The organism is Micromonospora sp. WMMD1128 (genome assembly GCF_027497235.1).
In the GTDB taxonomy this organism is placed as follows: Bacteria; Actinomycetota; Actinomycetes; order Mycobacteriales; family Micromonosporaceae; genus Micromonospora.
Genome location: NZ_CP114902.1, coordinates 1,101,936 through 1,128,638 on the forward strand (window position 1 = coordinate 1,101,936; position 26,703 = coordinate 1,128,638).

A 26,703-nucleotide genomic window follows, 5' to 3' on the forward strand; every position below is an offset into this window, starting at 1 on the left:
GCGACTTGCCCGGAATGCGGTAGCTGAAACCGTTTCGGCGGTCCGGCGCCGCTACTCGCGCGCGGCCGGTCGGCTCAGGCGGTCCGCCGCACCCCGTCGACGACCAGGCCACTGGGCGGCAACGTCGGCATCATGCCGAGGTCGAGCGCGAGATCCTGCGGCGGCACCCGGTAGCTCATCGCGCCGGTCAGGTTGGCCACCGCCCGCTTCATCAACTCGATCGTGATCCACTCGCCGGCGCACCGGTGGCCCGCCTGGTGGTCGCCGCCGCCCTGCGGGACGAAGCCGAACGGGTCGTCCCGCCAGCCGGCGAAGCGTTCCGGGCGGAACCGCTCCGGCTCCGGCCAGAGCCGCGGGTGGTGGTTCGTGCCGTACAGGTCGAGCAGCACCCGGCGGCCCTGCGGGAACGCGTACCCCTGCCACTCGAACGAGCGGCGCACCCGGGCCGCGGTGACGGCGAAGAACGGGTAGTGGCGGCGTACCTCCTGCACGAACTGTTCGGTCGCGGCGTCGTCGCCGCGTACCCGGTCGTGCCAGTGCGGGTGGTCGTGCAGCGCCAGCGCGGCGAAGACCACGTAACGGTCCACCGCGACCGTGGGGCGGAGCACGTTGAGCAGCTCCACCGCGGCGATCCGGCGGGGCAGCGGCCGGCCCCACTCGTCCCGGTGCCCGGCGACGACCCGCAGCGCGCTGCCCGAGGGCGCGGGCACCGCGCCGGCGCGTACCTCCTCGATCAGCTCGCCGGCCCACCGTTCGGCCCGGCGCCGGGCGACCAGGCCGCGCCAGTGCGTCGGGCCCAGCGCGGCCGGTCCCTCGATCATGGCGTGCATCTCGGCGGTCCGGCGGCGCACGTCAGTCCCGGCCAACGGCACGCCGGCCCAGGCCCAGATCGCCCGGGTCAGCATCCGGCCCACCTCGTCGTAGAGCACGACCGGGCCGTGCTCCGCCCAGGCCGATATCCGCGCCTGCCACTCGTCGTCGAAGAGGTCCCCGAGCCGTCGGACGGCGGCCGGTGTCATGATCGACATGAACATCGCCTTGCGGACGCGGTGCGCCGGCCCGTCGAGGCCCTGCACGCCGCCGACCCCGGTCAGCGTGCGCTGCCCGCGCTTCGGCATGGCGCCACGCCGGACGAACCGTTCCTCGTCGTAGAACAGCTCGGCGGCCTCCCGGCCGCGTAGGCAGATCGTCGGCTCCAGCAGCAGCCGGGCCTGCACGATGTCGGTGCCGAACCGGTCGCAGCGGGTGCCGACGAAGCGGTAGCCCTCCCGGCGGAACGCCAGCGTGCTGTCCGGGCTCCGGTCGCTCGGCATGGTGCTCATCTCGGCTGCTCCTGACCCGGGTCGACGCGCGGTGCGACGTGTGCGCTGCCTACCCGGGGCGACGCGGCCGAATCCTCCATTTCACCAGCTCCACCCGGCCGGGGGAGGGGCCAGCCGGGACGGGCGCTGGCCCCTCCCCGGGCGCGGAAAAGCTGGTTTCCTCGGTGTGCGGATCGGCGGTGACCGGTCCGGCGCTCCGCCGGCGCGACTCCGGCGAGGGCCACCGACGACGGGGAGGGCACGGATGCGTGACGATCGGGCGACACGACGGCGGCACCGCGACGCGGTGGCCGGGCTGCGCGGCGGCGGTCGCGGGGAGCCGCTGATCGCCGCGCCCCGCCGGGCCGCGGTCCGGCCACCGCGGTTCTTCACCGTGCACCTCGGCTTCGCGGCTGCCGACGCCACCGTCGCGCGGGAGCTGGCGGTGTCGTACGCGGAAGCGCTCGGCCTGCTCCGTCCGGAGCTGGCACTCGGCGCGGCGGCGTTGTCCCCGGCCGACGCCTGGCACCGCGCCGAGCGGCTGTTCTGCGGCGCGGTCGGCCCCGACGGCGAGCGGTGCGCCGACGTGGCCGACCATCCCGGTTTCCACCACGCGCCCGGGCCGGGCGGGCTCGGCTGGGGCGACGGTGACTGACCTCCGGCGCTCAGTCCAGGTCGAACTCGCCGTCCTGGGCGCCCGCCACGAACGCGTCCCACTCGGCCTGGGTGAAGACCAGGACGGGTCCGTCCGGCTCGGCCGAGTTGCGCATGCCGATCAGGTCGTCGACGAAGGCCACCTCGACCGCGCCCTCGGACGTGTCGCCCTCCGCCCGCTGCCAGACCGCCCGAGAAAGGTCGAAATCGCCCTTGGGGTGCTGACCCATCGTTGTTCCTCCATCGCCACGCGTCACGGGAAGGTCCGAGCGGACCTCATCGGGCAGGATAAGCGGATGCCGAGCCTGACCCGTGCAGAGGCGACCGCGCGTGGCGCGTCGGTCACGGTCGAGTCCTACCACGTGGACCTCGACCTGACCGGCGACGCCGAGCGGTTCCGCTCCACCACCACCATCCGGTTCCGGGCCACCCCCGGCGCCGAGACCTTCGTCGACGTCAAGCCCGTCCGACTCCTGCGGGCCCGCCTCAACGACCGTGACCTCGACCCGGCCCTGCTGGCGGGCGGTCGGTTGCCGGTCACCGGGCTGGCCGCGACGAACACGCTCACCGTCGAGGCCGAGATGGCCTACTCCAACACCGGCGAGGGGCTGCACCGCTTCGTCGACCCGGCCGACGGCGAGACCTACCTCTACGCGATGTCCTTCCTGGACGACGGTCCGCGCATCTTCGCCGCGTTCGACCAGCCCGACCTGAAGGCCCCGGTGACGCTTGCGGTCACCGCCCCGCCGCAGTGGACGGTGGCGGCCAACGGCCCGCTCGCCGACCGGCCGGCGCCGGGGCGCTGGGAGTTCGCCGCCACCGCGCCGCTTGCCACCTACTTCGTCTCGCTCGTCGCCGGGCCCTGGCACGTGCGGCGCGCCGAGCACGACGGCATCCCGCTCGGCCTCTACTGCCGGCGTTCGCTCGCCGCGCACCTCGACGCCGACGCCGACGAGATCTTCACGATCACCGGGCAGTGCCTCGACCGTTTCCACGAGCTCTTCGCCGAGCGCTACCCGTTCGGCAAGTACGACCAGGCGTTCGTGCCCGAGTTCAACGCCGGCGCGATGGAGAACCCCGGCCTGGTGACGTTGCGCGACGACTTCGTCTTCCGCTCCGCGGTCACCGACACCCAGCGCGAGCAGCGCGCCACCACCATCGCGCACGAGATGGCGCACATGTGGTTCGGTGACCTGGTCACCATGCGCTGGTGGGACGACCTGTGGTTGAACGAGTCGTTCGCGGAATACCTGGGCACCCGGGTCACCGCCGAGGCGACCCGCTTCGACCGCGCGTGGACGACGTTCGCCAGCCGTCGCAAGGGCTGGGGCTACACCGCCGACCAGCGCCCGTCCACCCACCCGGTGGCGCCCGACGCGGTCGCAGACGCCGCGCAGGCCCTGCTCAACTTCGACGGCATCTCGTACGCCAAGGGCGCCAGCGTGCTCCGCCAGCTCGTCGCGTGGCTCGGCGACGACGCCTTCCTCGCCGGGCTGAACGCCCACTTCGCCGCGCACCGGTTCGGCAACGCCACGCTCGCCGACCTGCTGGCGAGCCTCGGCGCGGCCAGCGGTCGTGACCTGGCCGACTGGGCCGAGCGCTGGTTGCGCCGCGCGCAGGTGAACACGCTGCGGATGGAGACCGCGGTGGGCGCCGACGGCCGGTGGACCGACGTCGCCGTGGTGCAGACCGCGCCGGCGAGTCACCCGGTGCTCCGGCCGCACCGCATCGGCGTGGCCCACCACACCGCCGAGGGTCCGGCGCGCCGGTTCGAGGTCGCCCTCGACCCGGACGCCGACGGTGGCCGCACCCGGGTGCCCGAGTTGGTCGGTCAGCCCGCCACCGGCCTGCTGCTGCCGAACGCCGGCGACCTCACGTTCGCCAAGATCCGGCTCGATCCGCGCTCCGCCGACGCGGTGCCGACGCTGCTCGCCGGGCTCGACGACCCGCTGGCCCGGGCGCTGCTCTGGGGCGAGGCGCTGGACGCGGTCACCGACGGGGAACGGCCCGCCGCCGCGCTGGCCGGGCTGATCGCCGCGGCGCTACCGGCCGAGACCGAGGTGACGATCGTCGAGGACGTGCTGCTGCTCAGTCGGCGTCTCATCGACCGCTACCTCGACCCGCTCGCCCGCGACGCCGCGCTGCTGCGGGTGGCGGGCGCCTGCGAGGCGTTGCTCGCCGACCGGGCCGCCGGTGGGTCGTTGCAGCTCGCTGCCGCGCGGGGGCTGATCGCCGCCTCCACCGACACCGGGCTGCTGGCCGGTTGGCTGGCCGGCAAGGACGTGCCGCCGGGGCTCGCCGTCGACACCGACCTGCGCTGGGCGGTGCTCCGCCGGCTCGTGGTGCTCGGCGCGGCCGGCACGGCGGAGATCGACGCCGAGGCCGCCGCCGACCGCAGCGCCACCGGCGCCGAGCGGGCCGCCGGCTGCCGGGCCGCGCTGCCCGACCCGGACGCGAAACGGGCCGCCTGGGAGATCATCACCCGCAACACCGAGCTGTCGAACCGGCTGGTCGAGGCGACCGCCGAGGGCTTCTGGCAGCCCGAGCAGGCGGAGCTGACCGCCGGTTACGTCGCGCGTTACTTCACTGACATGCCGGAGGCGGCGCGGCTGCGTACCGCCTGGGTGGCCGACTCGGTCACGGTCGGGGCATACCCGCGGTTCGCCGTGGCACAACTCACCCGGGAGTTGGCCGCGGCGCTGCTGGCCCGCGACGACCTCACGCCCGGCCTGCGCCGCTGGGTCACCGACCTGGACGACGACATGCGTCGGGCGCTCGTGGCCCGGACGGCGGTGGCCGCCGCGGCGGCCTGATCGGGAGTCTGCCGGGCGGGTCAGGCGTCCGCCCGGCAGACTCCCCGGTGCCTCCGGCCGGCGTGGGCGCGGCCTAGGATCTACGGAGTGGAGGACGACATTCGGCGGATCGGCATCATGGGCGGCACGTTCGACCCGATCCACCACGGCCACCTGGTGGCGGCGAGCGAGGTGGCCGACCGGTTCGGCTTGGACGAGGTGGTCTTCGTGCCGACCGGGCAGCCGTGGCAGAAGGCGGACGAACCGGTCAGTCCGCCCGAGGACCGCTACCTGATGACCGTGATCGCCACCGCCTCCAACCCCCGCTTCCAGGTGAGCCGCGTCGACATCGACCGCGGCGGTCCCACCTACACCGTCGACACGCTGCGCGATCTGCACGCGGAATTCGGCGCGAAGGCGCAGCTCTTCTTCATCACCGGCGCGGACGCGCTGGAGCGGATCCTCTCCTGGAAGGATCTGGGCGAGGCGCTCGAGTTGGCCCACTTCATCGGGGTGACCCGGCCCGGGTTCGAGTTGTCCGACAAGCACCTCCCGGCGGACTCGGTCAGCCTGGTGCAGGTGCCCGCGATGGCCATCTCCTCCACCGACTGCCGCGCCCGCGTCGGTCGGGGCGAGCCGGTGTGGTACCTGGTGCCCGACGGTGTGGTGCAGTACATCGCCAAACGGCGGCTCTACCAGCGCTGATCTCGTCCGTTACGTCCCCGTTCATGCCTGAAACCGACCAGAACTGGCAAGTCGCCGCATCGGATGGTGTGAGAGGCTTGGTGGGTCGCACGGTTGATCGAAGGAGAACGGTGACCACCATTCCGGAACGCGCCCACGAGCTGGCGACGGCCGCTGCCCAGGCCGCGGCCGACAAGAAGGCACAGGACATCGTCATCATCGACGTGGGCGACCAGCTCGCGATCACCGACGCGTTCCTGGTGGCCTCCGCTCCGAACGAGCGGCAGGTCCTCGCCATCGTCGACGCCATCGAGGAGCGCCTGCTGGAGCTGCCGGAGAAGGCCAAGCCGGTCCGCCGCGAGGGCGAGCGGGGCGGCCGTTGGGTGCTGCTCGACTACGTCGACATCGTGGTGCACGTGCAGCACACCGAGGAGCGCGAGTTCTACGCGCTCGACCGGCTCTGGAAGGACTGCCCGCAGATCCCGTTCGTGGACCGCGACCTGGCCGACTCGGCCGCCGGCACCGCCACCGCCGAATGACCCGCCTGATCATCTGGCGGCACGGCAACACCGACTGGAACGCGCAGAGCCGGGTCCAGGGCCAGACCGACGTGCCGCTCAACGATCTCGGCCGCGAGCAGGCCCGCGCCGCCGCGCCGGTGCTGGCCGCGCTGCGCCCCGACGCCATCGTCGCCAGCGACCTGCGCCGGGCCGCCGACACGGCCGCCGCGCTCGCGGCGCTGACCGGACTGCCGGTCCGCTCCGACCCCCGGCTGCGCGAGCGGCACTTCGGCCAGTGGCAGGGATCGGCCCTCACCGAGGTCGCCGAACGGTTCCCCGACGAGTACGCCCGCTGGCGGGCCGGCGACCCCGACCCCGGCGCCGGCGTCGAGAACCTCGACGACCTCGGCAGACGGCTCGGTGCCGCGTTCCGCGACGCGGCCGGCCTGGCCGCCGGCGGCACCGTGGTGGTGACCACCCACGGCGGCGGCGCCCGGCAGGGCATCGGTCAGCTCCTCGGCTGGGATCACACCGTGCTGCGCAGCGTCGGCTCGCTCGCCAACTGCCACTGGACCGAGCTGCGCGAGGACGACGTCCGCGGCTGGCACCTGCGGGCACACAATGTCGGGCTGATCACTCAGCCGGCGCTCACCGACGCGGTCTGAGCCCACCGGCCCCGGCACGCCGCCGCGACATCGGCTAGCGTGCCCGTCATGCCCGTAGCGGTCGTCACCGACTCCACCGCCTACCTGCCCCCCGAACTGGTCCGCGCGCACCGGCTCACCGTCGTCCCGCTCACCGTCGTGCTCAACGGCGCCGAAGGGCTGGAGGGCATCGAAACGTTCCCGGCCGACGCCACCCGCGCGTTGAGCGCCAGGCGCGTCTCGGTGAGCACCTCCCGGCCCGCCCCGGAGCAGTTCGCGCGGGTCTACCGCGCGCTGCTCGCCGACGGCGCCGACGGGGTGGTCTCGGTGCACCTGTCCGCCGAACTCTCCGGCACCGTCGAGGCGGCCCGGCTGGCCGCCGCCGAGGTCGGCGACGACCGGGTCACGGTGGTCGACAGCCGGTCCACAGGCATGGGCCTGGGGTTCCCGGCGCTCGCCGCCGCCTCGGCCGCCGCCGAGGGCGCGGACCTGACCGGGGTACGCGCGGCGGCGCTGGACGCGATCGGGCGGACCACCATCTTCTTCTACGTCGACACGCTTGAGTTCCTGCGTCGGGGCGGCCGGATCAACGCGGCCGAGGCGCTGCTCGGCACCGCCCTCTCGGTCAAGCCGATCATGCACATGCCGGACGGCGCGATCGTGGTGCGGGACAAGGTCCGCACCGCCGGCCGGGGCGTGGCACGCCTGGTCGACCTGGCCGTCGAGACGGCCGGTGACGCCGACGTCGACCTCGCGGTGCACCACCTCGCCGTCCCGCAACGCGCTGACGAACTGTTGACGGCGCTGACCGAGCGGCTGGGTGACCGGCTGCACGACACGTACGTCAGCGAAGCCGGCGCGGTGGTCGCCGCGCACGCCGGCCCCGGACTGGCAAGCGTGGTCGTCCACCGCCGCCCATGAGCAACGCGCCAACGCGGTCGCGCTCGGCTCGATCCACACCGAGCGGCACGCCGCCTACCTCGCCGGACTCGATCCGGCCGGGGTGGAGCACGTCGAGTCGGAGCTGGCCCGGCTGCATCCGGTGGGTCGGATCGGGCGTACCGGAGAAGTGGCCGACGTGGTCGCGTTCCTGCTGTCGGCGGCGGCCTCGTTCGTCACCGGGGTGACGCTGCCGGTCGACGGAGGTCGGGCCGCGCTCGGGCTGGACCCGGAGGCACGCTGACCGGCGCACGTTCGCCGACATCACGAACAGTTCCCGGCTCGCCATCGCCGGCGCACCGCCCACACCTCGGTGAGGCGGACGAAGAGGCGTAGCGGCAGGGAGTTTCCGAGATCGGTCATCTGCATTCCGTGACCCGCCGGAGATCTTGGTACGAAAGTGCCCCTGGAGGGGCCATTTCGTACCAAGATCTCGCTTTGCTTCATAAGCGAGCATGGCGCGGCACTGCCTACGAACTTGATAGCGTAGACGAGTCGCGACCTGAATTTTTCGTAACCGCGCGGGCATCTCGCCCGAGCCGGCGCGGAGCGCATCGATAGCACATCGTCGGCATGATCAGGGCGTTGTCCACAACCGCAGCCTGTCCACAGGCGAGGAGTCGCGGACCGGCGCTGGGCGCTGCTGTCGTCGTAGCGTCCGGAGCCGTGCCAGACGACGAGGAAGCGGCGGTACGGCGGCGGCTCGCCCGGCTGTTCACGCCGGTCGGTCAGACGACTGCCGTCGCGGTGGCTCCGGCTGGCAGTGCGCGGGGTCCCGTCCGGGCCGAGCCGTCACCCACGAACCCTTCCATCGAGCCGTGGGGTCTCCCGGATTCCGAACGCCACCTCGGAGATGGAACCGACCACCTGGGCGGAGTTCCTCGGCTCGGCGAGCTGGACCGCTTCGGGCCGCTACGCGGCCACCCGGAGCGCGACAGCGGGTCGGATCATCCGTTCGGGGCGCACCCGGCGTCCATCGTGGGCGATGCCGATGGACCTGCGGACGATTCGCCGGAGGCGTCCCCGGAGCCCGCGCGGGGGCTGGCGTCCCGACTGCCCGGCCCCGGCGCGTTCGACCCGGGTCGGCGCGGCGTCCGCGCCCTCGCCGCCGTGGCCGCGATCGTCGTCCTGGTGGCCGCCGGGTGGACGTGGCGGTCCCGGCCGAGCCCGGAACCCGTCCGCCCGGCCGCGCCGACCGGCGCGCCGTCGACCGGGGAGGTGTCGGCCGACGCCGCGACCGATGTGGCCGCGCCCGCCGGGTCGTCCGCCCAGGTGGTCGTTGCGGTGGCCGGCAAGGTCCGTCGCCCCGGGCTGGTGCGGCTGCCGGCCGGCGCCCGGCTGGCCGACGCCGTGGAGGCGGCCGGCGGCGCGCTGCCCGGCGTCGACGTGGCGCTGCTCAACCCCGCCCGCAAGGTCACCGACGGCGAGCTGATCCTGGTCGGCGTCACCGCCCCACCGGGGCAGGCCGCACCCGGTCCGGCGGCCGGCGGCGGCGCGCCAGGTGGTCCGGCCGCCGGGCCGGTCAACCTGAACACCGCGACGCTCGCCCAGCTCGACACGTTGCCCGGCGTCGGTCCGGTGCTCGCCCAGCGGATCCTCGACCACCGGGAACAGCATGGCCCGTTCCGGTCCGTCTCCGACCTGCGGCAGGTCGACGGCATCGGCGACGCCCGGTACGAGCAGCTCAAGGAACTGGTGACGGTGTGAGCGCCGACGGTGGGGACGCCGCCGGGCCGGACCTGCGGCTGGCCGGGTTCGCGGTGGCGGCCTGGCTCGCCGCGCTCGCCGGGCTGCATTCCTCGGTCCGCGCGACCGTCTGGCTGGCCGCCGTCGCCGCCGCGCTCGCGCTGGTCGCCGGCCTGCGCCTGCGTCGCGAGCGTCCCGCCGGGTGGGTCCGCCGATACGGCTGGGTCGCCGTCGCCATCCTCCTCGGCGTGCTCTGCGGAGCGGCGACCACCGGGGCCCGGCTCGCGGTCCGCGACGCCGCCCCGATCCGCGCGCTCACCGCCGAGCGCGCGCTGGTCACCGCCGACCTCGTGATCCGGGACGACCCCCGCCGGGTACGCGGCGCGCCCGGCCGCCTGGCCACGCTGCTGGTGCGGGCCGACCTGGTACGCCTCACCGACCCCGGCGGAGGTCAGGTCAGCGGTCCGGTACGCGGGCTGGTGCTCGCCACCGATCCCGGCTGGCAGGGGCTGCTGCCGGGGCAGCGGGTCACCACCCGAGGGCGGCTCTCCCCGCCACGGGGTGGCGACCTGACCGCGGCGGTGCTCTCGACCACCGGCCCGCCCACCCGGCACGGAGCGGCGTCGTGGCCACAGCGGGCGGCCGGCGCGCTGCGGTCCGGCCTGCAACGGGCGTGCGAACCGCTGCCGGACGCGCCGGGCGGGCTGCTGCCCGGCCTGGTGGTGGGGGACACCAGCCGGCTGCTGCCCGAGGTGGAGGAGGACTTCCGGGCCACCGGAATGACCCATCTCAACGCGGTGTCCGGTTCCAACGTGGCGATCATCGTGGGGGCGGTGCTGCTGCTGGCCCGCTGGGCGCGCGCCGGCCCGCGTACCGCCGTGGCGCTCTGCGGTCTCGCCCTGGTCGGCTTCGTCATCCTGGTGCGACCCTCGCCCAGCGTGGTGCGGGCCGCGGCGATGGGCGCGATCGGGCTCGCCGCGCTTGCCACCGGGCGGTCCCGGGCCGCGCTGCCCGCGTTGGCCGCCGCGGTCGCCGGGCTGGTGCTGCTGGACCCGGACCTCGCAGGTGACCCGGGTTTCGCGTTGTCGGTCTGTGCCACCGGCGGGTTGCTGTTGCTCGCGCCGGGGTGGCGAGACGCGTTGCGTCGCCGGGGCGTACCGCCGGGGTTGGCGGAGGCGCTTGCGGTGCCGGCCGCCGCGCAGCTCGCCTGCGGTCCGGTGATCGCCGGGCTGTCCGCGACCGTCAGTCTGGTGGCGGTCCCGGCGAATCTGTTGGTCGTGCCCGCCGTCGCGCCGGCCACCGTGCTGGGCGTGCTCGCCGCGGTGCTGTCGCCGGTGTGGCCGGCCGGGGCGGAGTTCCTCGCCTGGCTGGCGAGTTGGCCGGCGCGCTGGTTGGTGGCGGTGGCGGCCCACGGTGCGGGATTACCGGCCGGCAATCTGCCGTGGCTGGGCGGGGTGGCCGGCGCGCTGCTGCTGGCCGCCGTGAGCGTTGCCCTGCTGCTCGCCGCCCGGCGGCGGCGGGCCCGGCGGCTGGTCGCGGTGGTCGTGGTCGCCGTGGTGCTGGGCGCGCTGCCGATCCGCCTGCTCGCCTCCGGGTGGCCGCCGCGCGACTGGGTGGTGGTGGCGTGCGCGGTGGGGCAGGGAGACGCGGTGGTGCTGCCGGTCGCCGCCGGCCGGGCCGTGGTGGTCGACGCCGGCCCGGACCCGTCCGGCGTGGACGGCTGCCTGCGCCGCCTTCGCGTACGCGAGGTGTCGTTGCTGGTGGTCAGTCACTTCCACGCGGACCACGTGGGTGGGGTGGCCGGGGTGTTCCGGGGCCGGCGGGTCGGCGCGGTGGTGAGCCCGCCCTGGCCCGAGCCGCCCTTCGGGGTCACCCAGGTACGCGAGGCGGCCCACCGGGGCGGCGCCACGTTGACGCCGGCGCCGGCGGGTTGGCGGTGGCGGGCCGGAGCGGTGGAGCTGGCCGCGATCGGGCCGCCGTACCCGCTGCGCGGCAGCCGCTCCGACCCGAACAACAACTCGTTGGTGCTGACCGCCACCGTGGCCGGGGTACGGATCCTGCTGGCCGGGGACGCCGAGACCGAGGAGCAGCGGGCGTTACGGGAGACGATGCCGGCCGGCGCGTTCCGGGCGGACGTGTTGAAGGTGGCGCACCACGGGTCCGCGTACCAGGATCCGGAGTTCCTCGCCGCGGTCCGTCCGGCGGTCGCGCTCGTGTGCGTCGGCGTCGACAACGACTACGGGCACCCCAATGCGGGCTTGCTGGGCCGGTTGACCAGGGGAGGGGCGCGGGTGATGCGTACCGACACCGACGGCGACGTGGCCGCCGTCCGGACCGGTGCCGGCCTGGCGGTGGTGGCGCGTGGCGCAGATCGGGGGCGGTCACGGTGAACGTGCCGGTGGGAGCGCGGATCTTGATGGCAAAGATTGCGGATCGAGGCAAATGTCTGGATTTGCGTTGAGTGCGGGCTGCGCCGTCACAGTCCCCGATGAGCAGGCACGATCCGGTCGTGGGGCGTGCGAGTATGTGCGACGTGAGCCCCGCCAGCCTGCCTCCTATTCTGCTCGTCCTCGGCGACGAGGAACTGCTCGCCACGCGCGCGGTCTCCGAAACCGTGGCCCGGGCCCGCGCGGTGGATCCCGACGTGGACGTGCGGGAATACCAAGCCGGTTCGCTGGCGGTCGGCGAGATCGACGAGATGCTGAGCCCGTCGCTGTTCGGCGGCCGTCGAGTGCTGGTGCTCCGCTCCGCTCAGGACGCCCGCAAGGACCTGTCCGCCGCGCTGCTGGCATACGCGAAGAATCCCGACCCGGACGTGCAACTCGTGGTGCTGCACCTGGGCGGCGCCAAGGGCAAGGCGTTCGCCGACGGGTTGCGGGCGGCGGGCGCCACAGTGGTGCCGGCGGGCAAGCTCAAGGGGCACCGCGACCGGGTCGCGTTCGTGCGGGACGAGATCCGCCGCAGCGGCGGCAGATGCGCCGACGACGCGGCCGAGGCGCTCATCGCGGCGGTCGGCAACGACCTGCGTGAGCTGGCCGCCGCCTGTTCGCAGCTCGTCGCCGACACCGACGGGCGGATCGACGCCGACACCGTCTCCCGCTACTACCGGGGTCGGGTCGAGGTGACCGGCTTCACCGTGGCCGACGCGACGATGGTCGGCGACGTCCCCGGCGCGCTGGAGGCGCTGCGGTGGGCGCTGCACGTCGGGGTGGACCCGGTGCCCATCGCCGACGCGCTCGCCGACGGCGTACGGACCGTGGCGCGGGTGGCCTCGGCCGGACGGGGCAGCGCCTACCAGCTCGCCAGCAGCCTGGGCATGCCGTCGTGGAAGATCGAGCGCGCCCAACGCCAGGGTCGGGGCTGGACGCCGGAGGGCCTGGTCGAGGCGATGCGGGCAGCCGCCGAGTGCAACGCGGCGGTCAAGGGAGGCGCCGACGACCGCGCGTACGCGCTGGAGCGGGCCGTCTTCTCGGTGGCCGCGGCCCGTCAGGGGGGCGCCCGGTGACCCGAGCATGGTCGACCGTGCCGACGGACGAGGAGCGATACCGGCCCCTCTACGCCCGGGTGCTCGGCCTGCGCTTCGTCAACCCGGGCGGGGTGCTCTGCTTCGTCTTCTTCGAGGGCGCGGTGGCGCTGGCCGTGCTGCTCGCGCTCGCCGAGCTGGTGAGCTGGTGGGCGGTGCTCGTGCTGCCCACCGCGGTGGCGGCGATGGTCAAACTCAACGACGTCGTGGCCGAGGTGGTGATCCGCACCGCGGCGCAGGTGCCCGAGCAGGAGCGGGATCGCTTTCGCCGGCAGATGGAGCCGGTCGTCGGCCGGGCGCGGGTGCCGACCACGGCCCGGGCGCTGCCCGGCGGTCTGACCCTGGCCGGTGAGCCACGGCGTGCGGCCGTCTCCTACCACCAGCCGGGGCGTGCCGTGCTGCCCTTCGACCGGCCCGACGAGGGTGGCCGCCGAACCGATCCGGGCATCACCTGGCCCGATTCCATCCGCTGACCGCCGCCCGCTAGACCCCGATCCGCCCGGTTCGCGCCCCTGCGCGCCCCCCGACGAGACCGGGTAATTCGGAATAGGGTGCCCCGAGGGCCACTGCCCTCCAAGATCTCGGACGGGCGACCGCCTGCCGAAAGGCGAGCCTGTGATCATGAGGTTTGCGGTTCGATTCGCCCTTTTCGTTCCCGTCAACCTCATGATCACCCTGGTGTCCGGCGCTCGGGCGGTCGCAGGGGTGCCCTCCTTGGCTGATAAGGGAGGTTTGCGTCGGCGGTGAGGGGTGGGGGGTGGGGGTGGGGGGTGCGACTACGTGAACCCCTTTGATCAACCGCTCAACCCGCCGCTCGGCACTCAGTCCGCCGGTACGTCAGCCTGCCGGCACTCAGCCCGCCAGCACTTCAGGGCAGGAAACGCGGACAGCCGGAAGCCCCGGGGTGGTGCCCCGGGGCTTCCGGTCGGGTCTGCGGTCTCGTCAGGCCGAGAACGAGGCGACGCGCTTGGCGATCGCCGACTTCCGGTTGGCCGCCTGGTTGGCGTGGATGACACCCTTGCTGGCAGCCTTGTCGAGCTTCCGGGTGGCCTCCTGCATGAGGACGGCGGCCTTCTCGGTGTCGCCAGCCTCGGCAGCCTCGTGGAACTTGCGGATGGCGGTCTTCAGCGACGACTTGACCGACTTGTTGCGCAGCCGGCGCTTCTCGTTCTGCCGGTTGCGCTTGATCTGGGACTTGATGTTCGCCACGCGACAGCCTCGTCTTGATAGCTCGGGTTGGTCAGCTTCCGCGCGCGACGAGCATGCGTCATCGCCGCGCGAATGGCCAGGCTACCAGGTTGCCCCCGACCGAGCCAAAACGCCTCCCGAACCCCCGCCTGCTTGTTAGGCGGGGCCCCCGCTTAACAGCTCCGAGTCAAGCGGGGGGCCCGCCTCTACCGGAGGCGTTAAGCGGGGCCCCCTCCTAACAAGCAACAGCGGGAGGAGCAGCGGGTCAGGTCCAGTTCTGTCGGGTGGTCAGCCAGGCCAGCGCCTGCTCGCCGCTCCATCGCTGGTGGGACCGCAGGTGCGGGGAGGAGTTGGACGGTCCGGCGGCGGCAGCGGTGAGGAAGTAGCCGGCGAGTGCGGCGAGGCTCACGTCGAGCGCGTCGGCGGGCGCCGTGGTGGTCGCCGGGTGGCGGGCGAAGGCGGTGTCCGCGTCGAGGCCGCTCGCGTACCCGGTGAGCAGCAGGCCGGCCAGGTCGAACCAGGCCGGCCCGTGGCAGAGCCAGGTCCAGTCGCAGAGCCAGGCGCGGCCTCCGGCGTCGAGCAGGAGGTTGTCCACCCGCAGGTCGCCGTGGGCCAGCCCGGGGGCGGCCTCGGCATACCCGGGGAGGCGGGACTCCAACGCGACCAGGTCCGCCAGCGGGGCGCCGGCCGCCGGCTCGGGCAGCGGTTCGCGGCCGGCGGCCACCTCGCCCCACCACAGGATGTCGTCTCGGGCCAGGTCGGCGAGGCGGGGGAGGCCGAGCGCGACGAGCTGCGCGGGCGGCTCGGCGAGCGCGGCGGCCACCTCGGCGTACGTGGTGAGGGACGCCTCCAGCTCGGCGGGGTCCCAGGGCAGCCGGGGGGTGCGCCCGTCGATCGCGTCGAGGGCGAGCGCGTACCAGCCGGCTTCGGTGAGCGACCAGCGCGGCCGGGGCACCGGCAGGCCGGCGGGGAGCCGGGCCAGGATCGCGGCCTCGTGGGCGTACCAGTCGACCAGGTGCCGCTGCCCGTCCAGCGGGGCCGCCTTGACGAACACCCGCGCGCCGGTCGGGCCGGTCAGCACGGCGGTGAAGCCGCGGGTGAAGCCGCCGCCGGCCACCTCGACCGCCGCCGGTGGGCCGCCGAGCCGGGCCGCCACCGCCGCGCGCAGCCCGTCCGGCAGGTCGCCCCAGCCGGGCCGCACGGCCGTCGACCCGTACGGCACAGGCGGTAGCGAGACCTGACGCACGACACCATGCTGCCGCACCGCCGTCATGGCCGCACTGCCCGTGCGTCGGCGTGCCGCTGCGTCGGCGGGCGTCGGTGGGTGCCGGCGGGCGTCGGTGGGCGTCGGTGGGCTCTGCGAGACTGCCGGCCATGAGGACCGAGGACTTCTGGCAATTGATCGACCAGGCCCGGGCCGGGGCCGGGGAAGAGGCCGACGCGGTCGCCGCCCGGGCGGTCGCGCTGTTGGCCGAGCGCGACCCCGAGGAGATCATCGGGTACGCCGAGCACCAGCGGCGGGTGATCGCCGCCTCCTACCGGGTGGACCTGTGGGGTGCGGCGTACCTGATCAACGGGGGTGCCTCGGATGACGGTTTCGAGTATTTCCGGGGTTGGCTGATGACGCAGGGGCGGGCGGTGTTCGCCCGGGCGGTGGCTGATCCCGACTCCCTCGCCGAGCTGCCCCGGGTCCGGGCCGCCGCGCTCAGCGGCGAGGAGTTCGAGTGCGAGGACATGCTGGCGGCGCCGTGGGACGCGTACCGGAAGGCGACCGCGGCCGAGCTGCCGGCGGGCCGTGAGCGGGCACCCGAGCCGGACCTGAACGACTTCTGGGACTTCGACGACGAGGACGAGGCGCGGCGGCGCCTGCCGAAGCTGGCCGCGCTCTTCGTCGAGCCGCCAGAGGAGTGACACCGGCAGTGACGCCCGCGGCAGTGACGCCCGCGGCGGTGACGCCGGCAGGAGCGACGCCGCAGGCGCCGCGGGAGTGACGGGGGGAGCGAGGCCGCGGGAGTGACGGGGGAGCCCGGGCGCGCCCCGGCCGGCGTGGGAGCATAGAGGGGGCCGGCGCCGCGCCGGCCCGCTCACGTCAGCCGACCAGAACGGACCGCTGTGCCACCGACGCTCGATCCCGGCGCGAACGCTCCTGGTGCCACCGACCCGGCGCGCATCCGGAACTTCTGCATCATCGCCCACATCGACCACGGGAAGTCGACCCTGGCCGACCGGATGTTGCAGCTCACCGGCGTGGTCGACCCCCGGCAGATGCGCGCGCAGTATCTGGACCGGATGGACATCGAGCGCGAGCGCGGCATCACCATCAAGAGCCAGGCCGTCCGGATGCCGTGGACGATCCGGGAGGGTGACCGGTCCGGCGAGACCGCCGTGCTGAACATGATCGACACCCCGGGCCACGTCGACTTCACCTACGAGGTGTCCCGCTCGCTGGCGGCCTGCGAGGGTGCGATCCTGCTTGTGGACGCCGCGCAGGGCATCGAGGCGCAGACGCTTGCGAACCTTTACCTGGCGCTCGAGAACGACCTGCACATCATCCCGGTGCTCAACAAGATCGACCTGCCGGCCGCCCAGCCGGAGAAGTACGCCGAGGAGTTGGCGCACCTGATCGGCGGCGACCCGGCGGACTGCATCCGGGTCTCGGGCAAGACCGGCGAGGGCGTGCCCTACCTGCTCGACGAGATCGTCCGGCAGTTCGTGCCGCCGGTGGGCGCGGCCGACGACCCGGCCCGCGCGATGATCTTCGACTCGGTGTACGACGTCTACCGGGGCGTGGTCACGTACGTGCGGGTGATCGACGGCCGGATCTCGGCCCGGGACCGGATCAAGATGATGTCCACCGGCGCGGTCCACGAGCTGCTGGAGATCGGCGTCATCTCGCCCGAGATGGTGAAGGCCGACGCGCTCGGCGTCGGTGAGGTGGGCTACCTGATCACCGGTGTGAAGGACGTGCGTCAGTCCCGGGTCGGCGACACCGTCACCATCAACGGCAACCAGGCCAAGGAGGCGCTCGGCGGCTACAAGGACCCGAAGCCGATGGTCTACTCGGGCCTCTATCCGATCGACGGCTCGGACTACCCGAACCTGCGCGAGGCGCTCGACAAGCTCAAGCTCAACGACGCGGCGCTCACCTACGAGCCGGAGACCTCCGGCGCGTTGGGCTTCGGCTTCCGCTGCGGCTTCCTCGGCCTGCTGCACCTGGAGATCATCCGGGAGCGGCTGGAGCGGGAGTTCAACCTCGACCTGATCTCGACCGCGCCGAACGTGGTCTACCGCGCGATCACGGAGGACGGCGAGGAGATCGTGGTGACCAACCCGAGCGAGTACCCGTCCGGCAAGATCGCCGAGGTGTACGAGCCGACGGTGCGGGCCACGGTGCTCACCCCGAACGACTACGTCGGCGCGGTGATGGAGCTGTGCCAGGGCCGCCGGGGCAGCCTGCTGGGCATGGACTACCTCTCCGCCGACCGGGTGGAGTTGCGCTACACACTGCCGCTGGCCGAGATCATCTTCGACTTCTTCGACCAGCTCAAGAGCCGCACCAAGGGTTACGCCTCGCTTGACTACGAGCCCTCCGGCGAGCAGGCGTCCGACCTGGTGAAGGTCGACATCCTGCTGCACGGCGAGCCGGTGGACGCGTTCAGCGCCATCGTGCACAAGGACAAGGCCTACACGTACGGCACGACGATCGCGGCGAAGCTGCGCTCGCTGATCCCGCGCCAGCAGTTCGAGGTGCCGATCCAGGCGGCCATCGGCTCCCGGGTGATCGCCCGGGAGACGATCCGCGCGATCCGTAAGGACGTGCTCGCCAAGTGCTACGGCGGTGACATCAGCCGTAAGCGCAAGCTGCTGGAGAAGCAGAAGGAGGGCAAGAAGCGGATGAAGATGGTGGGCCGGGTGGAGGTCCCCCAGGAGGCGTTCATCGCCGCGCTCTCCTCCGACTCCGACGGCAAGTCCACGGGCAAGAAGTAGCCGCAGGCCCTTCCGGCCGGCCGGTCCCTCCTCGGCGGAGGGGCCGGCCGGTTCGCGTACCCAGGAATTTTTCAGCTTCCCGCAGCGCCCTCACCTGCGGATTCGGGCGGTCGAGGCGGTCGGGGCCGGTCCGCGGCGGATCTGGCCGGTTTCGATTTTTGGCGAGTCGGGAACTTACCGGTCACGACAGCAACCGCACAGAACGTGCGAAACCGCTCATAGGAGGACGACCGTGGAGTTCACCGTCTGGGGCATCATCACCGCCCTGATCGTCGGTCTGATCGTCGGCGCGCTGGGCCGTCTGGTCGTGCCGGGCCGGCAGAACATGCCGATCTGGCTGCACATGCTGATCGGTGTCGGCGCCGCGCTGCTGGGCACGATCGTCGCTCGGGCCTCCGGCTTCGCCGAGACCGCCGGCATCGACTGGCGTGAGCTGATGCTGCAGGTGCTGTTCGCCGCCATCGGGGTGGCCCTGGTGGCCGGTGTGGGCCGTCGCCGCGGCGTCACCCACCACTGACCGCGCACCACACGCGCCTCGACGGGCGCCCGGCCACTCGGCCGGGCGCCCGTCGGCGTTTCCGCATTGAAGCCGGTCGGTCCGCTGCCGGGCCGGGCATCGGCATCCCGCACGGAAGTTTTGACGAGAAACCCCAGCTCACCACCGGTCTGAACAAATCGTCACCGAAGTCGGTTTGGATTTTTGGCCGGTCGGGAATTCAGCTGTCACGACAGTTTGCACACGAAATCGTGTGACCCGATCCGAAGGAGGAGGGCGACCATGGAGTTCACCGTCTGGGGAATCATCACCGCGCTGGTCGTTGGTCTGATCGTCGGCGCGCTGGGCCGTCTGGTCGTGCCGGGCCGGCAGAACATGCCGATGTGGCTGCACATGCTGATCGGTGTCGGCGCCGCGCTGCTGGGCACGATCGTCGCTCGGGCCTCCGGCTTCGCCGAGACGGCCGGCATCGACTGGCGTGAGCTGATGCTGCAGGTGCTGTTCGCCGCCATCGGTGTGGCCCTGGTGGCCGGCGTCGGCGGTCGCCGCGGCGTCTCGCGCTACTGACCTCCGCACCACAGCCTCGACGGGCGCCCGGCCAATGGCCGGGCGCCCGTCCGCGTACCCCCGCTTTGACCTGCCCGGACGGTGCCTCTGCCGGCCGGGCTTCCGGCTGCGATACCGTCGCCTCGGCCGGCCGCCGCGACCGCCCCCTGTTGTAAAGGAAATTTTCCTACTAAGGTGCGGCGCAGAAGGTTAGTGCCAAACGGCCCTGAGGGAGATATGGCGTGAACAGGTGGAAGCGGCTGGCCCCGGTCACCGCCATCGTGGCGTCGGCCGCGCTGGCGCTGACCGGATGCGGTGGCTCCGGCGACGACGACGAGGCCGGCGACACCAGCAAGCTGACGGTCTGGATGATGGGCGAGGGCGGCGACGCCCAGACCGCGTTCCTCGACACGGTCGAGACGGAGTTCAAGAAGAAGCACCCCGAGACCGACGTCGTGGTGCAGTACATTCCCTGGCTCGAGGCGCCGAAGAAGTTCCAGGCCGCGCTCGCCGGGGGAGAAGGCCCCGACGTCACCGAACTGGGCAACACCGAGACCCAGGGCTGGGCGGCACAGGAAGCCCTCGCCGACGTCACCGACAAGCTCGACGGCTGGTCCGAGGGCAAGGACATCCTGCCCGACCTGGTCAAGAACGCCCAGCTCGACGGCAAGCAGTACGGGGTGCCGTGGTACGCCGGCGTGCGCGCCGTCTACTACCGCACCGACTGGTTCGCCGAGGCCGGCGTGAAGCCGCCGACGAACTGGGACGAGATGGTCGCCGCCGCGAAGGCCGTCCAGGCCAAGAAGCCCGGCACCTACGGCATCGCCCTGCCCGGCAACTCCGAGCTGCCGTTCTACTCCTTCCTCTGGGGCGCCGGCGGTGAGATCGCCACCAGGGACGGTGACACCTGGAAGTCCGGCTACACCACGCCCGAGGCACAGCGGGCGGTGAAGTTCTGGACCGACCTGGTGACCGTGCACAAGGTCGCCCCGCCGGCCGCCGCCGGCTGGAACGAGGTCGACGCCCGTACCCAGTTCGCCACCGGCAAGGCCGCCATGGCGTTCGCCGGCAGCTGGCAGGGCGGCGCGATGAAGGAGGCCAACCCGGACATCGAGAAGGTCTGGGGCACCTTCCCGATCCCCGGCCCGGACGGCCGGGCCGCCCCGGCGTTCGCCGGCGGCTCCGACATCGCCATCTGGAAGGACAGCGAGCGGCAGTCCCTGGCGTGGGACTACATGACCGTGCTGCTGGCCAAGCAGAAGGACAAGGAGTTCGCCGACAGCCTGGGCTTCTTCCCGGTCTACCAGGACCTGCTCAACGGCGGCAGCTACGCCGACGACAAGGTCATGGCCGCGTTCGCCACCGCCATGCAGAACACCAAGCTGACCCCGCTCACCCCGAAGTGGGTCGAGGTCAGCCGGACCAAGACGGTGACCCAGGCGATGAACAGCTCGGTCATGAAGGGCCAGAAGACGGTCGAGAAGGCAACCGCCGACGCGGCCACCGAGATGGAAAGCATCTTGAACAGCAAGTGAGCTTACTGACGAAGAGCACCGACGAGGCCGCCGCGCGGGACACCCCCGCGCGGCGGCGCCGCCGGCCGGACAAACTCCCGTACCTGCTGCTCCTGCCCTGCCTGGCGATCATCGCCGTGCTCCTGCTCTGGCCGCTCGGCCAGGTCGTGGCGATGTCCTTCTTCAAACTGGACAACGTCCGCCAGCTCCGCGGGGACCGCGAGTGGCCGTGGGTCGGCCTGGCCAACTACGCGCAGATCCTCGGCGACCCGTTCTTCCGTACGGTGCTGCGCAACACCGTGCTCTTCGCGGTCGCCAACGTGGCGCTCACCATGGTCCTCGGCACGCTCGTCGGTCTGCTGCTCAACCGGCTGGGCCGGAAGATGGCCACGTTCGTGGCGAGCTGCGTGATGCTCGCCTGGGCCACCCCGGCGCTCACCGGCACCATCGTCTGGAAGTGGATCTTCGACGATACGAGCGGCCTGGTCACCTGGCTGTTCAACAAGCTCCCGGACGGGCTCTCCACGACGGTGTTCGGGCGCAGCGACTGGACCGGGTACGGCTGGTTCAACGACCCGCTGCTCTTCTTCGGCATCCTGACGCTCGTGGTGGTCTGGCACTCGTTCCCGTTCATCGCGGTGAGCGTGCTGGCCGGGCTCAAGAGCGTGCCGAGCGAGTTGCAGGAGGCGGCCCGCGTCGACGGCGCCGGGCCGTGGCGGGTCTTCTGGTCCGTCACCTTCCCGATCCTGCGGCCCGTCTTCGGCATCCTCGTGGTGCTCTCCACGATCTGGGACTTCAAGGTCTTCACCCAGCAGTTCGTGCTGGCCGGCGGCACCCAGGACCGGTCGACGTTCATGCTGTCGATCTACTCGTACGCGGAAGCGTTCTCGCCGCCGCCCAAGTACGGCCTCGGCTCCGCGATCGCCGTTATCCTCACCGTCATCCTGCTCGTGGTGACCTCCCTGTACGTCCGCATGGTGCTCCGGCAGGAGGACGAGTCGTGAAGAAGCTCGCGCTCAACGGGGCCGGCCTGCTGGTCGCCCTGTTCGCCGCGTTCCCCGTCTACTGGATGATCGCGACCTCGCTCAAGCCCAACCGGGAGATCTTCTCCGCCACGCCCCGCCCGGTGCCGGCGAAGCCCACCCTGGAGCACTACCGGGAGATCCTCGGCGGCAACCTGATCCCCGGCGTGACGTTCCTCGACTTCTTCCTCAACAGCGTCCTCGTCGCGGTGGCCACCGTGCTGCTGAGCGGGCTGGTCGCGCTGCTCGCCGCCACCGCGGTCGCCCGGTTCCGGTTCACACTGCGCACCAGCTTCCTGATCCTGCTGCTGGTGGTGCAGATGATCCCGCTGGAGGCGCTGGTCATCCCGCTGTTCCTGATGATCCAGCGGCTCGGCCTCTACAACACGCTGCCCAGCCTCATCCTCACGTACCTCGGCTTCTCGCTGCCGTTCGCGGTCTGGATGCTGCGCGGCTTCGTCGCGGCGGTGCCGAAGGAACTGGAGGAGGCGGCGGCGATCGACGGCGCCAGCCGGGCGCAGACCTTCCGCAAGGTGCTCTTCCCGCTCGTCGCGCCCGGTCTGGTGGCCACCAGCATCTTCTCCTTCATCACCGCCTGGAACGAGTTGATCTTCGCGTTGACCTTCATCAACGACCAGCAGAAGTACACGCTGCCGGTGGCGATGACGTTCTTCTTCGGCCGGGACGACACCGCCTGGGGCTCGGTGATGGCCGCGTCCACCCTGTTCACCCTGCCGGTCATCGTCTTCTTCCTGCTGGTCCAGCGCCGGATGGTCTCCGGGCTGGTCGCCGGCGCGGTGAAGGGCTGAGTGCACCTAGGGTGGTCGCCATGACGGGCAGGGTGGTGGCGGTGAACCTCGGCGAGATCACCGAGGCGGCGTGGGCCGGCGACGCGAGCGGTCGCAGCGGCATCGACAAGCGGCCCGCCGGTGGCCGGGTGGAGATCCGGCCCGGCGGGGTGACAGGCGACTTCATCGGCGAGCGGGCCCACCACGGCGGCCCCGACCAGGCGGTCTACGCGTACGCCGAGGAGGACGCCGACTGGTGGGCCGGCGAGCTCGGTCGGCAGCTGCGGCCCGGCGTCTTCGGCGAGAACCTCACCACCTCGGCGGTCGACGTGACCGGCGCGGTGGTCGGCGAGCGCTGGGCAGTCGGCTCCGCGCTGCTCCAGGTGACCAAGCCGCGCACCCCGTGCCGCACCTTCGCCGGCTTCTGGGGCGTACCCGATCTGATCAAGCGCTTCACCGCGCGCGGCGCGCCGGGGGCCTACCTGCGGGTGCTGCGTCCCGGCGACGTCGGCACCGGCGACCCGGTCGAGGTGGTCGACCGGCCGGCCCACGGGGTGACCGTCGGCGAGGTGTTCCGGGCCGTCACGCTGGAGCCGGCGCTGCTGCCCCGGCTGCTCGACGTGCCGGAGCTGCCCGGGTCGCTGCGGGAGAAGGCCCGCCGCCGCCTCGGCTGACGGGTTGCGGTCTCGGCTGGCGGCCCGGTCAGGGCGCGGCGAAGACCTCGGCCAACACCTGCGTCGCCGGGTCGCCCTTCACCCGGGTCCAGGTGCCCTGCTCGGCCGTCCACTCCAGGTTGGCGAAGCGGACCCGTTTCACGCCCCGGTCGTCGGCGTGCGAGACCAGCCAGTGCGCGTACCGCCAGCCGTTGCGATTGTCGCTGGCCGGCACCGTGAGCCCGGTCAGGTCGGACCCGGCGGTCAACCCGGGCAGCCCCCAGTCGAGGGCCAGGCCCTCCAGCACCGCGCTGGCCGCGGCCGGTCCGCGCATCGTCGGCGTCGGCCCGACCGTGCAGGCCACCGCGCCGGTCGCCGGGCCGAGCAACGCGCGGGTGAGGACCTCCGACTCGTCCGCCCACTTCTGGTACGCCTCGGGGTAGGCCGACCGCTGCACCCGCTGGGCGGCCTCGGTGATCCGCATCCGTTCCCAACCCTTGATCTTCTTCAGCGCGGCATAGAACTTCTTCGCCGCGTAGCGCGGGTCCTGGATCTCCTCCGGCGTGCCCCAGCCCTGGCTCGGGCGCTGCTGGAACAGGCCGAGCGAGTCCCGGTCGCCGTGCGCGATGTTGCGCAGGTGTGACTCCTGGTAGGCGGTGGCGAGCGCCACCACGACCGCCCGCTCGGGCATCCGACGCTGCACGCCGATGGCGGCGATGGTGGCCGCGTTGGCCATCTGGTCCGCGCCGAGCACCACCTCGCCGTCGGCCTGCACGGTGCAGGTCCGGCTGGCGGTCGGCAGTCGCAGGTGATGACCGAACTGCTTGGTCACGAACCAGACCGCGAGCAGGGCCAGCACGCACACGGCCACCCCGGCTGCCATGATCGGCACTCGCGTCCGCACCCGCACCCCCTGCCCTTCCGGCCCCGCCCAGCGTACGTCGAGATCGCCGCCGGCCCGGCGTGGCCGTTAAGCGGGGGCCCCGCCTATACCGGAGACGTTAAGCGGGGGCCCCTCCTTACACCACCCAGGCGGCGGGGCGCTTCTCGCGGAGTGCCTGCACGCCCTCGCGGCCCTCGGGGGAGAGGAAGTAGCCGGTGGAGAGCGCCGACAACTCGGCGATCTCCACCCGCAGGTCGGTGGCGGAAGGGCGGCGCAGCAGCTCCTTCGCGCCGGCCAGCGCCCCCGGCGCGCCCCGCACCAGCGACGCGCGGTAGCGCTCGACGGCGGCGTCCAGCCCGTCCGCCGGCACCGCGGCGGTGACCAGGCCGATCTCGGCGGCCCGCCGGCCGTCGAACGTGTCGCCGGTCAGGTAGAGCTCGGCGGCGGCCCGGGGGCTCAGCCGGGGCAGCACGGTCGCCGAGATGACCGCCGGGATCACCCCGATCCGCACCTCGGTGAACGCGAACGTGGCCTCCTCGGCGCAGACCGCCAGGTCGGCGGCGGCGATCAGGCCCAGCCCACCGGCCCGCGCCGCCCCGGCCACCTTCGCCAGCACCGGCTTCGGGCACTCCCGCACGGCGACCAGCACGTCGCCGAGCATCCCGGCCGGCACGGTCCCGCTGGCGTACGCCGCGGCGGTCTCCTTCAGGTCGGCGCCGGAGCAGAAGACCGGACCGGTGTGGTCGAGCACGACCGCCCGGACCGCGTCGTCGGCGACCGCCGCGGCCAGCCCGGCCAGCAGCTCTGTCATCAGCGGGGTGGAGAGCGCGTTGCGGTTGTGCGGGCTGTCCAGGGTGAGCGTGGTCACGCCACGGGCCGTGGCGACCCGCACGAGAGCGTCCGGAGAGGTCATGCCGGGCACACTAGTGGCCATGCCCGGCGTCCTTCCAGAAGGCGAACCCGTCCCGCGCGACGGGTCGCTGCCCGCCGCCGCCCGCCGCGCCGTCGGCGCCCGCGGTTTCGGCGTGTACGTGCACGTCCCGTTCTGCGCCAGCCGGTGCGGTTACTGCGACTTCAACACGTACACCGCCGCCGAGCTGGGCGGCGGGGCGAGCCGGGAAACGTACGCCGACAGCGTGCTGGCCGAGCTGGCGCTCGCCGCCCGGGTGCTTGGTGACGCCCCGCCGCCGCGGGTGGACACCGTCTTCGTCGGCGGCGGCACCCCCACTCTGCTGCCCGCCGACGACCTGGCCCGGATCCTCGACGGCATCGACCGCACCTGGGGGCTGGCCGCCGACGCCGAGGTGACCACCGAGGCCAACCCCGAGTCGGTCACCCCGGAGTCGCTGAAGACGCTGCGGGCGGCCGGCTACACCCGGATCTCGCTCGGCATGCAGTCCGCCGCGCCGGGCGTGCTGGCGGTGCTCGACCGGCGGCACAGCGCGGGCCGGGCCACCGCCGCCGCGGCGGAGGCACGCGACGCCGGGTTCGACCACGTGAACCTGGACCTGATCTACGGCACGCCGGGGGAGACGGCGGACGACTTCGCCGCCTCGCTGGCCCGGGTGGTGGAGGCGGGGGTGGACCACGTCAGCGCGTACGCCCTGATCGTGGAGGACGGCACCCGGCTGGCCGCGCGGATGCGTCGCGGCGAGCTGCCGTACCCCTCCGACGACGTGGCGGCGGACCGTTACCTGGCGGCGGAGACGGCGCTGCGCGCGGCCGGCTTCTCCTGGTACGAGGTGTCCAACTGGGCCCGCTCGGCGGCCGGGGCGTGCCGGCACAACCTGCTCTACTGGACCGGCGCCGACTGGTGGGGCCTGGGCCCGGGGGCGCACAGCCACGTCGGCGGGGTGCGCTGGTGGAACGTCAAGCACCCGAGCGCGTACGCGGCGCGGCTGGCCGACGGCGTGTCGCCGGCGCTGGCCCGGGAGCGGCTCACCGCCGAGGAGCAGCACATGGAGGACGTGATGCTGCGGCTGCGGCTCGCCTCGGGGCTGCCGCTCGACGTGCTGGACGAGACCGGCCGGGCGGGCGCGGAGCGGGCCCGGGCCGGCGGGTTGCTCGACGCCGAGGCGTACGCCGGGGGCCGGGCCGTGCTCACCCTGCGGGGCCGGCTGCTCGCCGACGCGGTCGTCCGCGACCTGCTGCCCTGACCGGAGCCGGCCGGTCCCGCCGCGCGGGACCGGCCGGAGCGGGTCACTTGATCAGGCTGGCCGACATCGGATAGCGGTAGAGCTGGCCCTCGTTGGCCTTCACCCCGGCCAGGATGCCGAAGATGATGCCGACGATCATGGCGCCGAAGCCGATCACCAGGCCGATCAGGATGCAGGTGAGGATCCAGCCGACGAGCGCGATGACCGACCAGATGAGCTGGAAGTTGAGCGCGGCGACCGCGTGCGCCCGGACGGTCGGGGACTGGTTGCCCCGTGCCAGCAGGGCCACCAGCGGCGCGACCCAGCCCAGTACGCCGCCGCCGATCAGCATCCCGGCCGCGCCACCGAAGTGCGCCACCAGGGCCCAGGTCTTGTCGTCGTTGTTGGCGTAGCCGGCCGGCGGCCCGTACGCGCCGCCGCCGGGGTAACCGGCGCCGGGCGGGCCGTAACCGGGCGCGCCGCCACCCGGCGGGGGATAGCCACCCGGCGGCGGGTAACCCCCGGGCGGCGGATAGCCACCCGGCGGGGGATAGCCGCCGGCCGGAGGTTGGCCGCCCGGGGGCGGATAGTCACCGGGCGGGGGATAGCCGCCCCCGCCCGGTGCCCCGGACAGTGGTGCGGTGGGGGGCTCGTCGGCCGGCGACGAGCCGTAGGGCGCCGACGGCGGGGTCGGGTCGGGCTGGGGGCCGGGGTCCCCCGCTCCGGGCGGGCGAGGAGGTTCAGTCATGCACGTCACCGTAGGTCCCA

27 protein-coding genes are annotated in these 26,703 nt (G+C 73.1%); 20 read left to right on the forward strand and 7 right to left on the reverse strand.

Annotation, left to right across the window (positions count from 1 at the left end):
* Nucleotides 1-74 precede the first annotated feature (74 nt).
* The gene (locus O7602_RS05345) at nucleotides 75-1,322 is read right to left on the reverse strand and encodes a cytochrome P450 (protein WP_281587103.1); all 1,248 of its coding nucleotides are present in this window, start codon (nucleotides 1,320-1,322) and stop codon (nucleotides 75-77) included.
* A gap of 244 nt (nucleotides 1,323-1,566) precedes the next feature.
* On the opposite strand from O7602_RS05345, the gene O7602_RS05350 reads away from it, so the two are divergent.
* Nucleotides 1,567-1,956: a hypothetical protein gene (locus O7602_RS05350; RefSeq protein ID WP_281587104.1), complete on the forward strand. Its 390-nt coding sequence runs from the start codon at nucleotides 1,567-1,569 to the stop codon at nucleotides 1,954-1,956.
* Nucleotides 1,957-1,966: 10 nt separating this feature from the next.
* Here O7602_RS05350 and O7602_RS05355 read toward each other — a convergent pair whose 3' ends face one another.
* Entirely contained in the window at nucleotides 1,967-2,185 is a 219-nt protein-coding gene (locus O7602_RS05355; RefSeq protein WP_013287999.1) for a DUF397 domain-containing protein, read from the reverse strand.
* 66 nt (nucleotides 2,186-2,251) lie between these two features.
* Between O7602_RS05355 and pepN the strand changes: the two genes are divergently transcribed.
* From pepN to O7602_RS05405, 10 genes are all read left to right on the forward strand, one after another.
* Nucleotides 2,252-4,768: an aminopeptidase N gene (gene pepN, locus O7602_RS05360; protein ID WP_281587105.1), complete on the forward strand. Its 2,517-nt coding sequence runs from the start codon at nucleotides 2,252-2,254 to the stop codon at nucleotides 4,766-4,768.
* A gap of 87 nt (nucleotides 4,769-4,855) precedes the next feature.
* Nucleotides 4,856-5,452, forward strand: coding sequence for a nicotinate-nucleotide adenylyltransferase (gene nadD / locus O7602_RS05365; RefSeq protein ID WP_281587106.1), 597 nt, complete (start codon nucleotides 4,856-4,858; stop codon nucleotides 5,450-5,452).
* Nucleotides 5,453-5,562: 110 nt separating this feature from the next.
* On the forward strand, nucleotides 5,563-5,970 hold the full coding sequence (rsfS, locus tag O7602_RS05370) for a ribosome silencing factor (RefSeq protein WP_281587107.1): 408 nt from the start codon (nucleotides 5,563-5,565) through the stop codon (nucleotides 5,968-5,970).
* Nucleotides 5,967-6,596 (forward strand): histidine phosphatase family protein, encoded by a 630-nt coding sequence (locus O7602_RS05375; protein ID WP_281587108.1) that lies wholly within the window; start codon nucleotides 5,967-5,969, stop codon nucleotides 6,594-6,596. Before rsfS ends, O7602_RS05375 begins: the two co-directional genes overlap by 4 nt.
* A 48-nt stretch (nucleotides 6,597-6,644) precedes the next feature.
* Nucleotides 6,645-7,496, forward strand: coding sequence for a DegV family protein (locus tag O7602_RS05380; RefSeq protein WP_281587109.1), 852 nt, complete (start codon nucleotides 6,645-6,647; stop codon nucleotides 7,494-7,496).
* Entirely contained in the window at nucleotides 7,396-7,758 is a 363-nt protein-coding gene (locus O7602_RS05385) for an SDR family oxidoreductase (protein ID WP_281587110.1), read from the forward strand. Before O7602_RS05380 ends, O7602_RS05385 begins: the two co-directional genes overlap by 101 nt.
* A 422-nt stretch (nucleotides 7,759-8,180) precedes the next feature.
* The gene (locus O7602_RS05390; protein WP_348651310.1) at nucleotides 8,181-9,221 is read left to right on the forward strand and encodes a ComEA family DNA-binding protein; all 1,041 of its coding nucleotides are present in this window, start codon (nucleotides 8,181-8,183) and stop codon (nucleotides 9,219-9,221) included.
* A complete protein-coding gene (locus tag O7602_RS05395; RefSeq protein ID WP_281587111.1) occupies nucleotides 9,218-11,590 on the forward strand; it encodes a ComEC/Rec2 family competence protein in 2,373 nt (790 codons plus the stop codon). Before O7602_RS05390 ends, O7602_RS05395 begins: the two co-directional genes overlap by 4 nt.
* Before the next feature lie 134 nt (nucleotides 11,591-11,724).
* Nucleotides 11,725-12,705, forward strand: a complete 981-nt coding sequence (holA, locus tag O7602_RS05400; protein ID WP_281590130.1) for a DNA polymerase III subunit delta — start codon at nucleotides 11,725-11,727, stop codon at nucleotides 12,703-12,705.
* A complete protein-coding gene (locus O7602_RS05405; RefSeq protein WP_281587112.1) occupies nucleotides 12,702-13,196 on the forward strand; it encodes a hypothetical protein in 495 nt (164 codons plus the stop codon). The genes holA and O7602_RS05405 overlap by 4 nt, the downstream gene beginning before the upstream one ends.
* 469 nt (nucleotides 13,197-13,665) lie before the next feature.
* On the opposite strand, the gene rpsT is transcribed toward O7602_RS05405, so the two are convergent.
* Nucleotides 13,666-13,932 (reverse strand): 30S ribosomal protein S20, encoded by a 267-nt coding sequence (gene rpsT, locus O7602_RS05410; RefSeq protein ID WP_089158054.1) that lies wholly within the window; start codon nucleotides 13,930-13,932, stop codon nucleotides 13,666-13,668.
* A gap of 244 nt (nucleotides 13,933-14,176) precedes the next feature.
* Nucleotides 14,177-15,184, reverse strand: a complete 1,008-nt coding sequence (locus O7602_RS05415; protein WP_281587113.1) for an aminoglycoside phosphotransferase family protein — start codon at nucleotides 15,182-15,184, stop codon at nucleotides 14,177-14,179.
* 101 nt (nucleotides 15,185-15,285) lie between these two features.
* On the opposite strand from O7602_RS05415, the gene O7602_RS05420 reads away from it, so the two are divergent.
* The 8 genes from O7602_RS05420 (at nucleotide 15,286) to O7602_RS05455 (ending at nucleotide 22,938) form a co-directional block, all read left to right on the forward strand.
* Complete coding sequence (locus tag O7602_RS05420) at nucleotides 15,286-15,822, forward strand: DUF4240 domain-containing protein (RefSeq protein ID WP_281587114.1); 537 nt, start codon at nucleotides 15,286-15,288, stop codon at nucleotides 15,820-15,822.
* A gap of 201 nt (nucleotides 15,823-16,023) precedes the next feature.
* Nucleotides 16,024-17,898, forward strand: a complete 1,875-nt coding sequence (gene lepA / locus O7602_RS05425; protein WP_281587115.1) for a translation elongation factor 4 — start codon at nucleotides 16,024-16,026, stop codon at nucleotides 17,896-17,898.
* Between the two features lie 232 nt (nucleotides 17,899-18,130).
* Nucleotides 18,131-18,415 (forward strand): GlsB/YeaQ/YmgE family stress response membrane protein, encoded by a 285-nt coding sequence (locus tag O7602_RS05430; RefSeq protein WP_281587116.1) that lies wholly within the window; start codon nucleotides 18,131-18,133, stop codon nucleotides 18,413-18,415.
* Between the two features lie 261 nt (nucleotides 18,416-18,676).
* Entirely contained in the window at nucleotides 18,677-18,961 is a 285-nt protein-coding gene (locus O7602_RS05435) for a GlsB/YeaQ/YmgE family stress response membrane protein (protein ID WP_281587117.1), read from the forward strand.
* 221 nt (nucleotides 18,962-19,182) lie between these two features.
* On the forward strand, nucleotides 19,183-20,475 hold the full coding sequence (locus O7602_RS05440) for a sugar ABC transporter substrate-binding protein (RefSeq protein ID WP_281587118.1): 1,293 nt from the start codon (nucleotides 19,183-19,185) through the stop codon (nucleotides 20,473-20,475).
* Nucleotides 20,472-21,458 carry a sugar ABC transporter permease gene (locus O7602_RS05445; RefSeq protein WP_281587119.1) on the forward strand — a complete coding sequence of 329 codons (987 nt, stop codon included), beginning with the start codon at nucleotides 20,472-20,474 and terminating at the stop codon, nucleotides 21,456-21,458. The genes O7602_RS05440 and O7602_RS05445 overlap by 4 nt, the downstream gene beginning before the upstream one ends.
* A complete protein-coding gene (locus tag O7602_RS05450) occupies nucleotides 21,455-22,285 on the forward strand; it encodes a carbohydrate ABC transporter permease (RefSeq protein ID WP_281587120.1) in 831 nt (276 codons plus the stop codon). The genes O7602_RS05445 and O7602_RS05450 overlap by 4 nt, the downstream gene beginning before the upstream one ends.
* A 20-nt stretch (nucleotides 22,286-22,305) precedes the next feature.
* Nucleotides 22,306-22,938 carry an MOSC domain-containing protein gene (locus O7602_RS05455; RefSeq protein ID WP_281587121.1) on the forward strand — a complete coding sequence of 211 codons (633 nt, stop codon included), beginning with the start codon at nucleotides 22,306-22,308 and terminating at the stop codon, nucleotides 22,936-22,938.
* A gap of 28 nt (nucleotides 22,939-22,966) precedes the next feature.
* On the opposite strand, the gene O7602_RS05460 is transcribed toward O7602_RS05455, so the two are convergent.
* The gene (locus O7602_RS05460) at nucleotides 22,967-23,827 is read right to left on the reverse strand and encodes a hypothetical protein (protein ID WP_281587122.1); all 861 of its coding nucleotides are present in this window, start codon (nucleotides 23,825-23,827) and stop codon (nucleotides 22,967-22,969) included.
* Nucleotides 23,828-23,936: 109 nt separating this feature from the next.
* Nucleotides 23,937-24,713 (reverse strand): enoyl-CoA hydratase-related protein, encoded by a 777-nt coding sequence (locus O7602_RS05465; RefSeq protein ID WP_281587123.1) that lies wholly within the window; start codon nucleotides 24,711-24,713, stop codon nucleotides 23,937-23,939.
* Between the two features lie 19 nt (nucleotides 24,714-24,732).
* Between O7602_RS05465 and hemW the strand changes: the two genes are divergently transcribed.
* Nucleotides 24,733-25,956 carry a radical SAM family heme chaperone HemW gene (gene hemW, locus O7602_RS05470; protein ID WP_281587124.1) on the forward strand — a complete coding sequence of 408 codons (1,224 nt, stop codon included), beginning with the start codon at nucleotides 24,733-24,735 and terminating at the stop codon, nucleotides 25,954-25,956.
* Nucleotides 25,957-25,999: 43 nt separating this feature from the next.
* On the opposite strand, the gene O7602_RS05475 is transcribed toward hemW, so the two are convergent.
* A complete protein-coding gene (locus O7602_RS05475; RefSeq protein ID WP_281587125.1) occupies nucleotides 26,000-26,683 on the reverse strand; it encodes a DUF4870 domain-containing protein in 684 nt (227 codons plus the stop codon).
* Nucleotides 26,684-26,703: the final 20 nt, after the last annotated feature.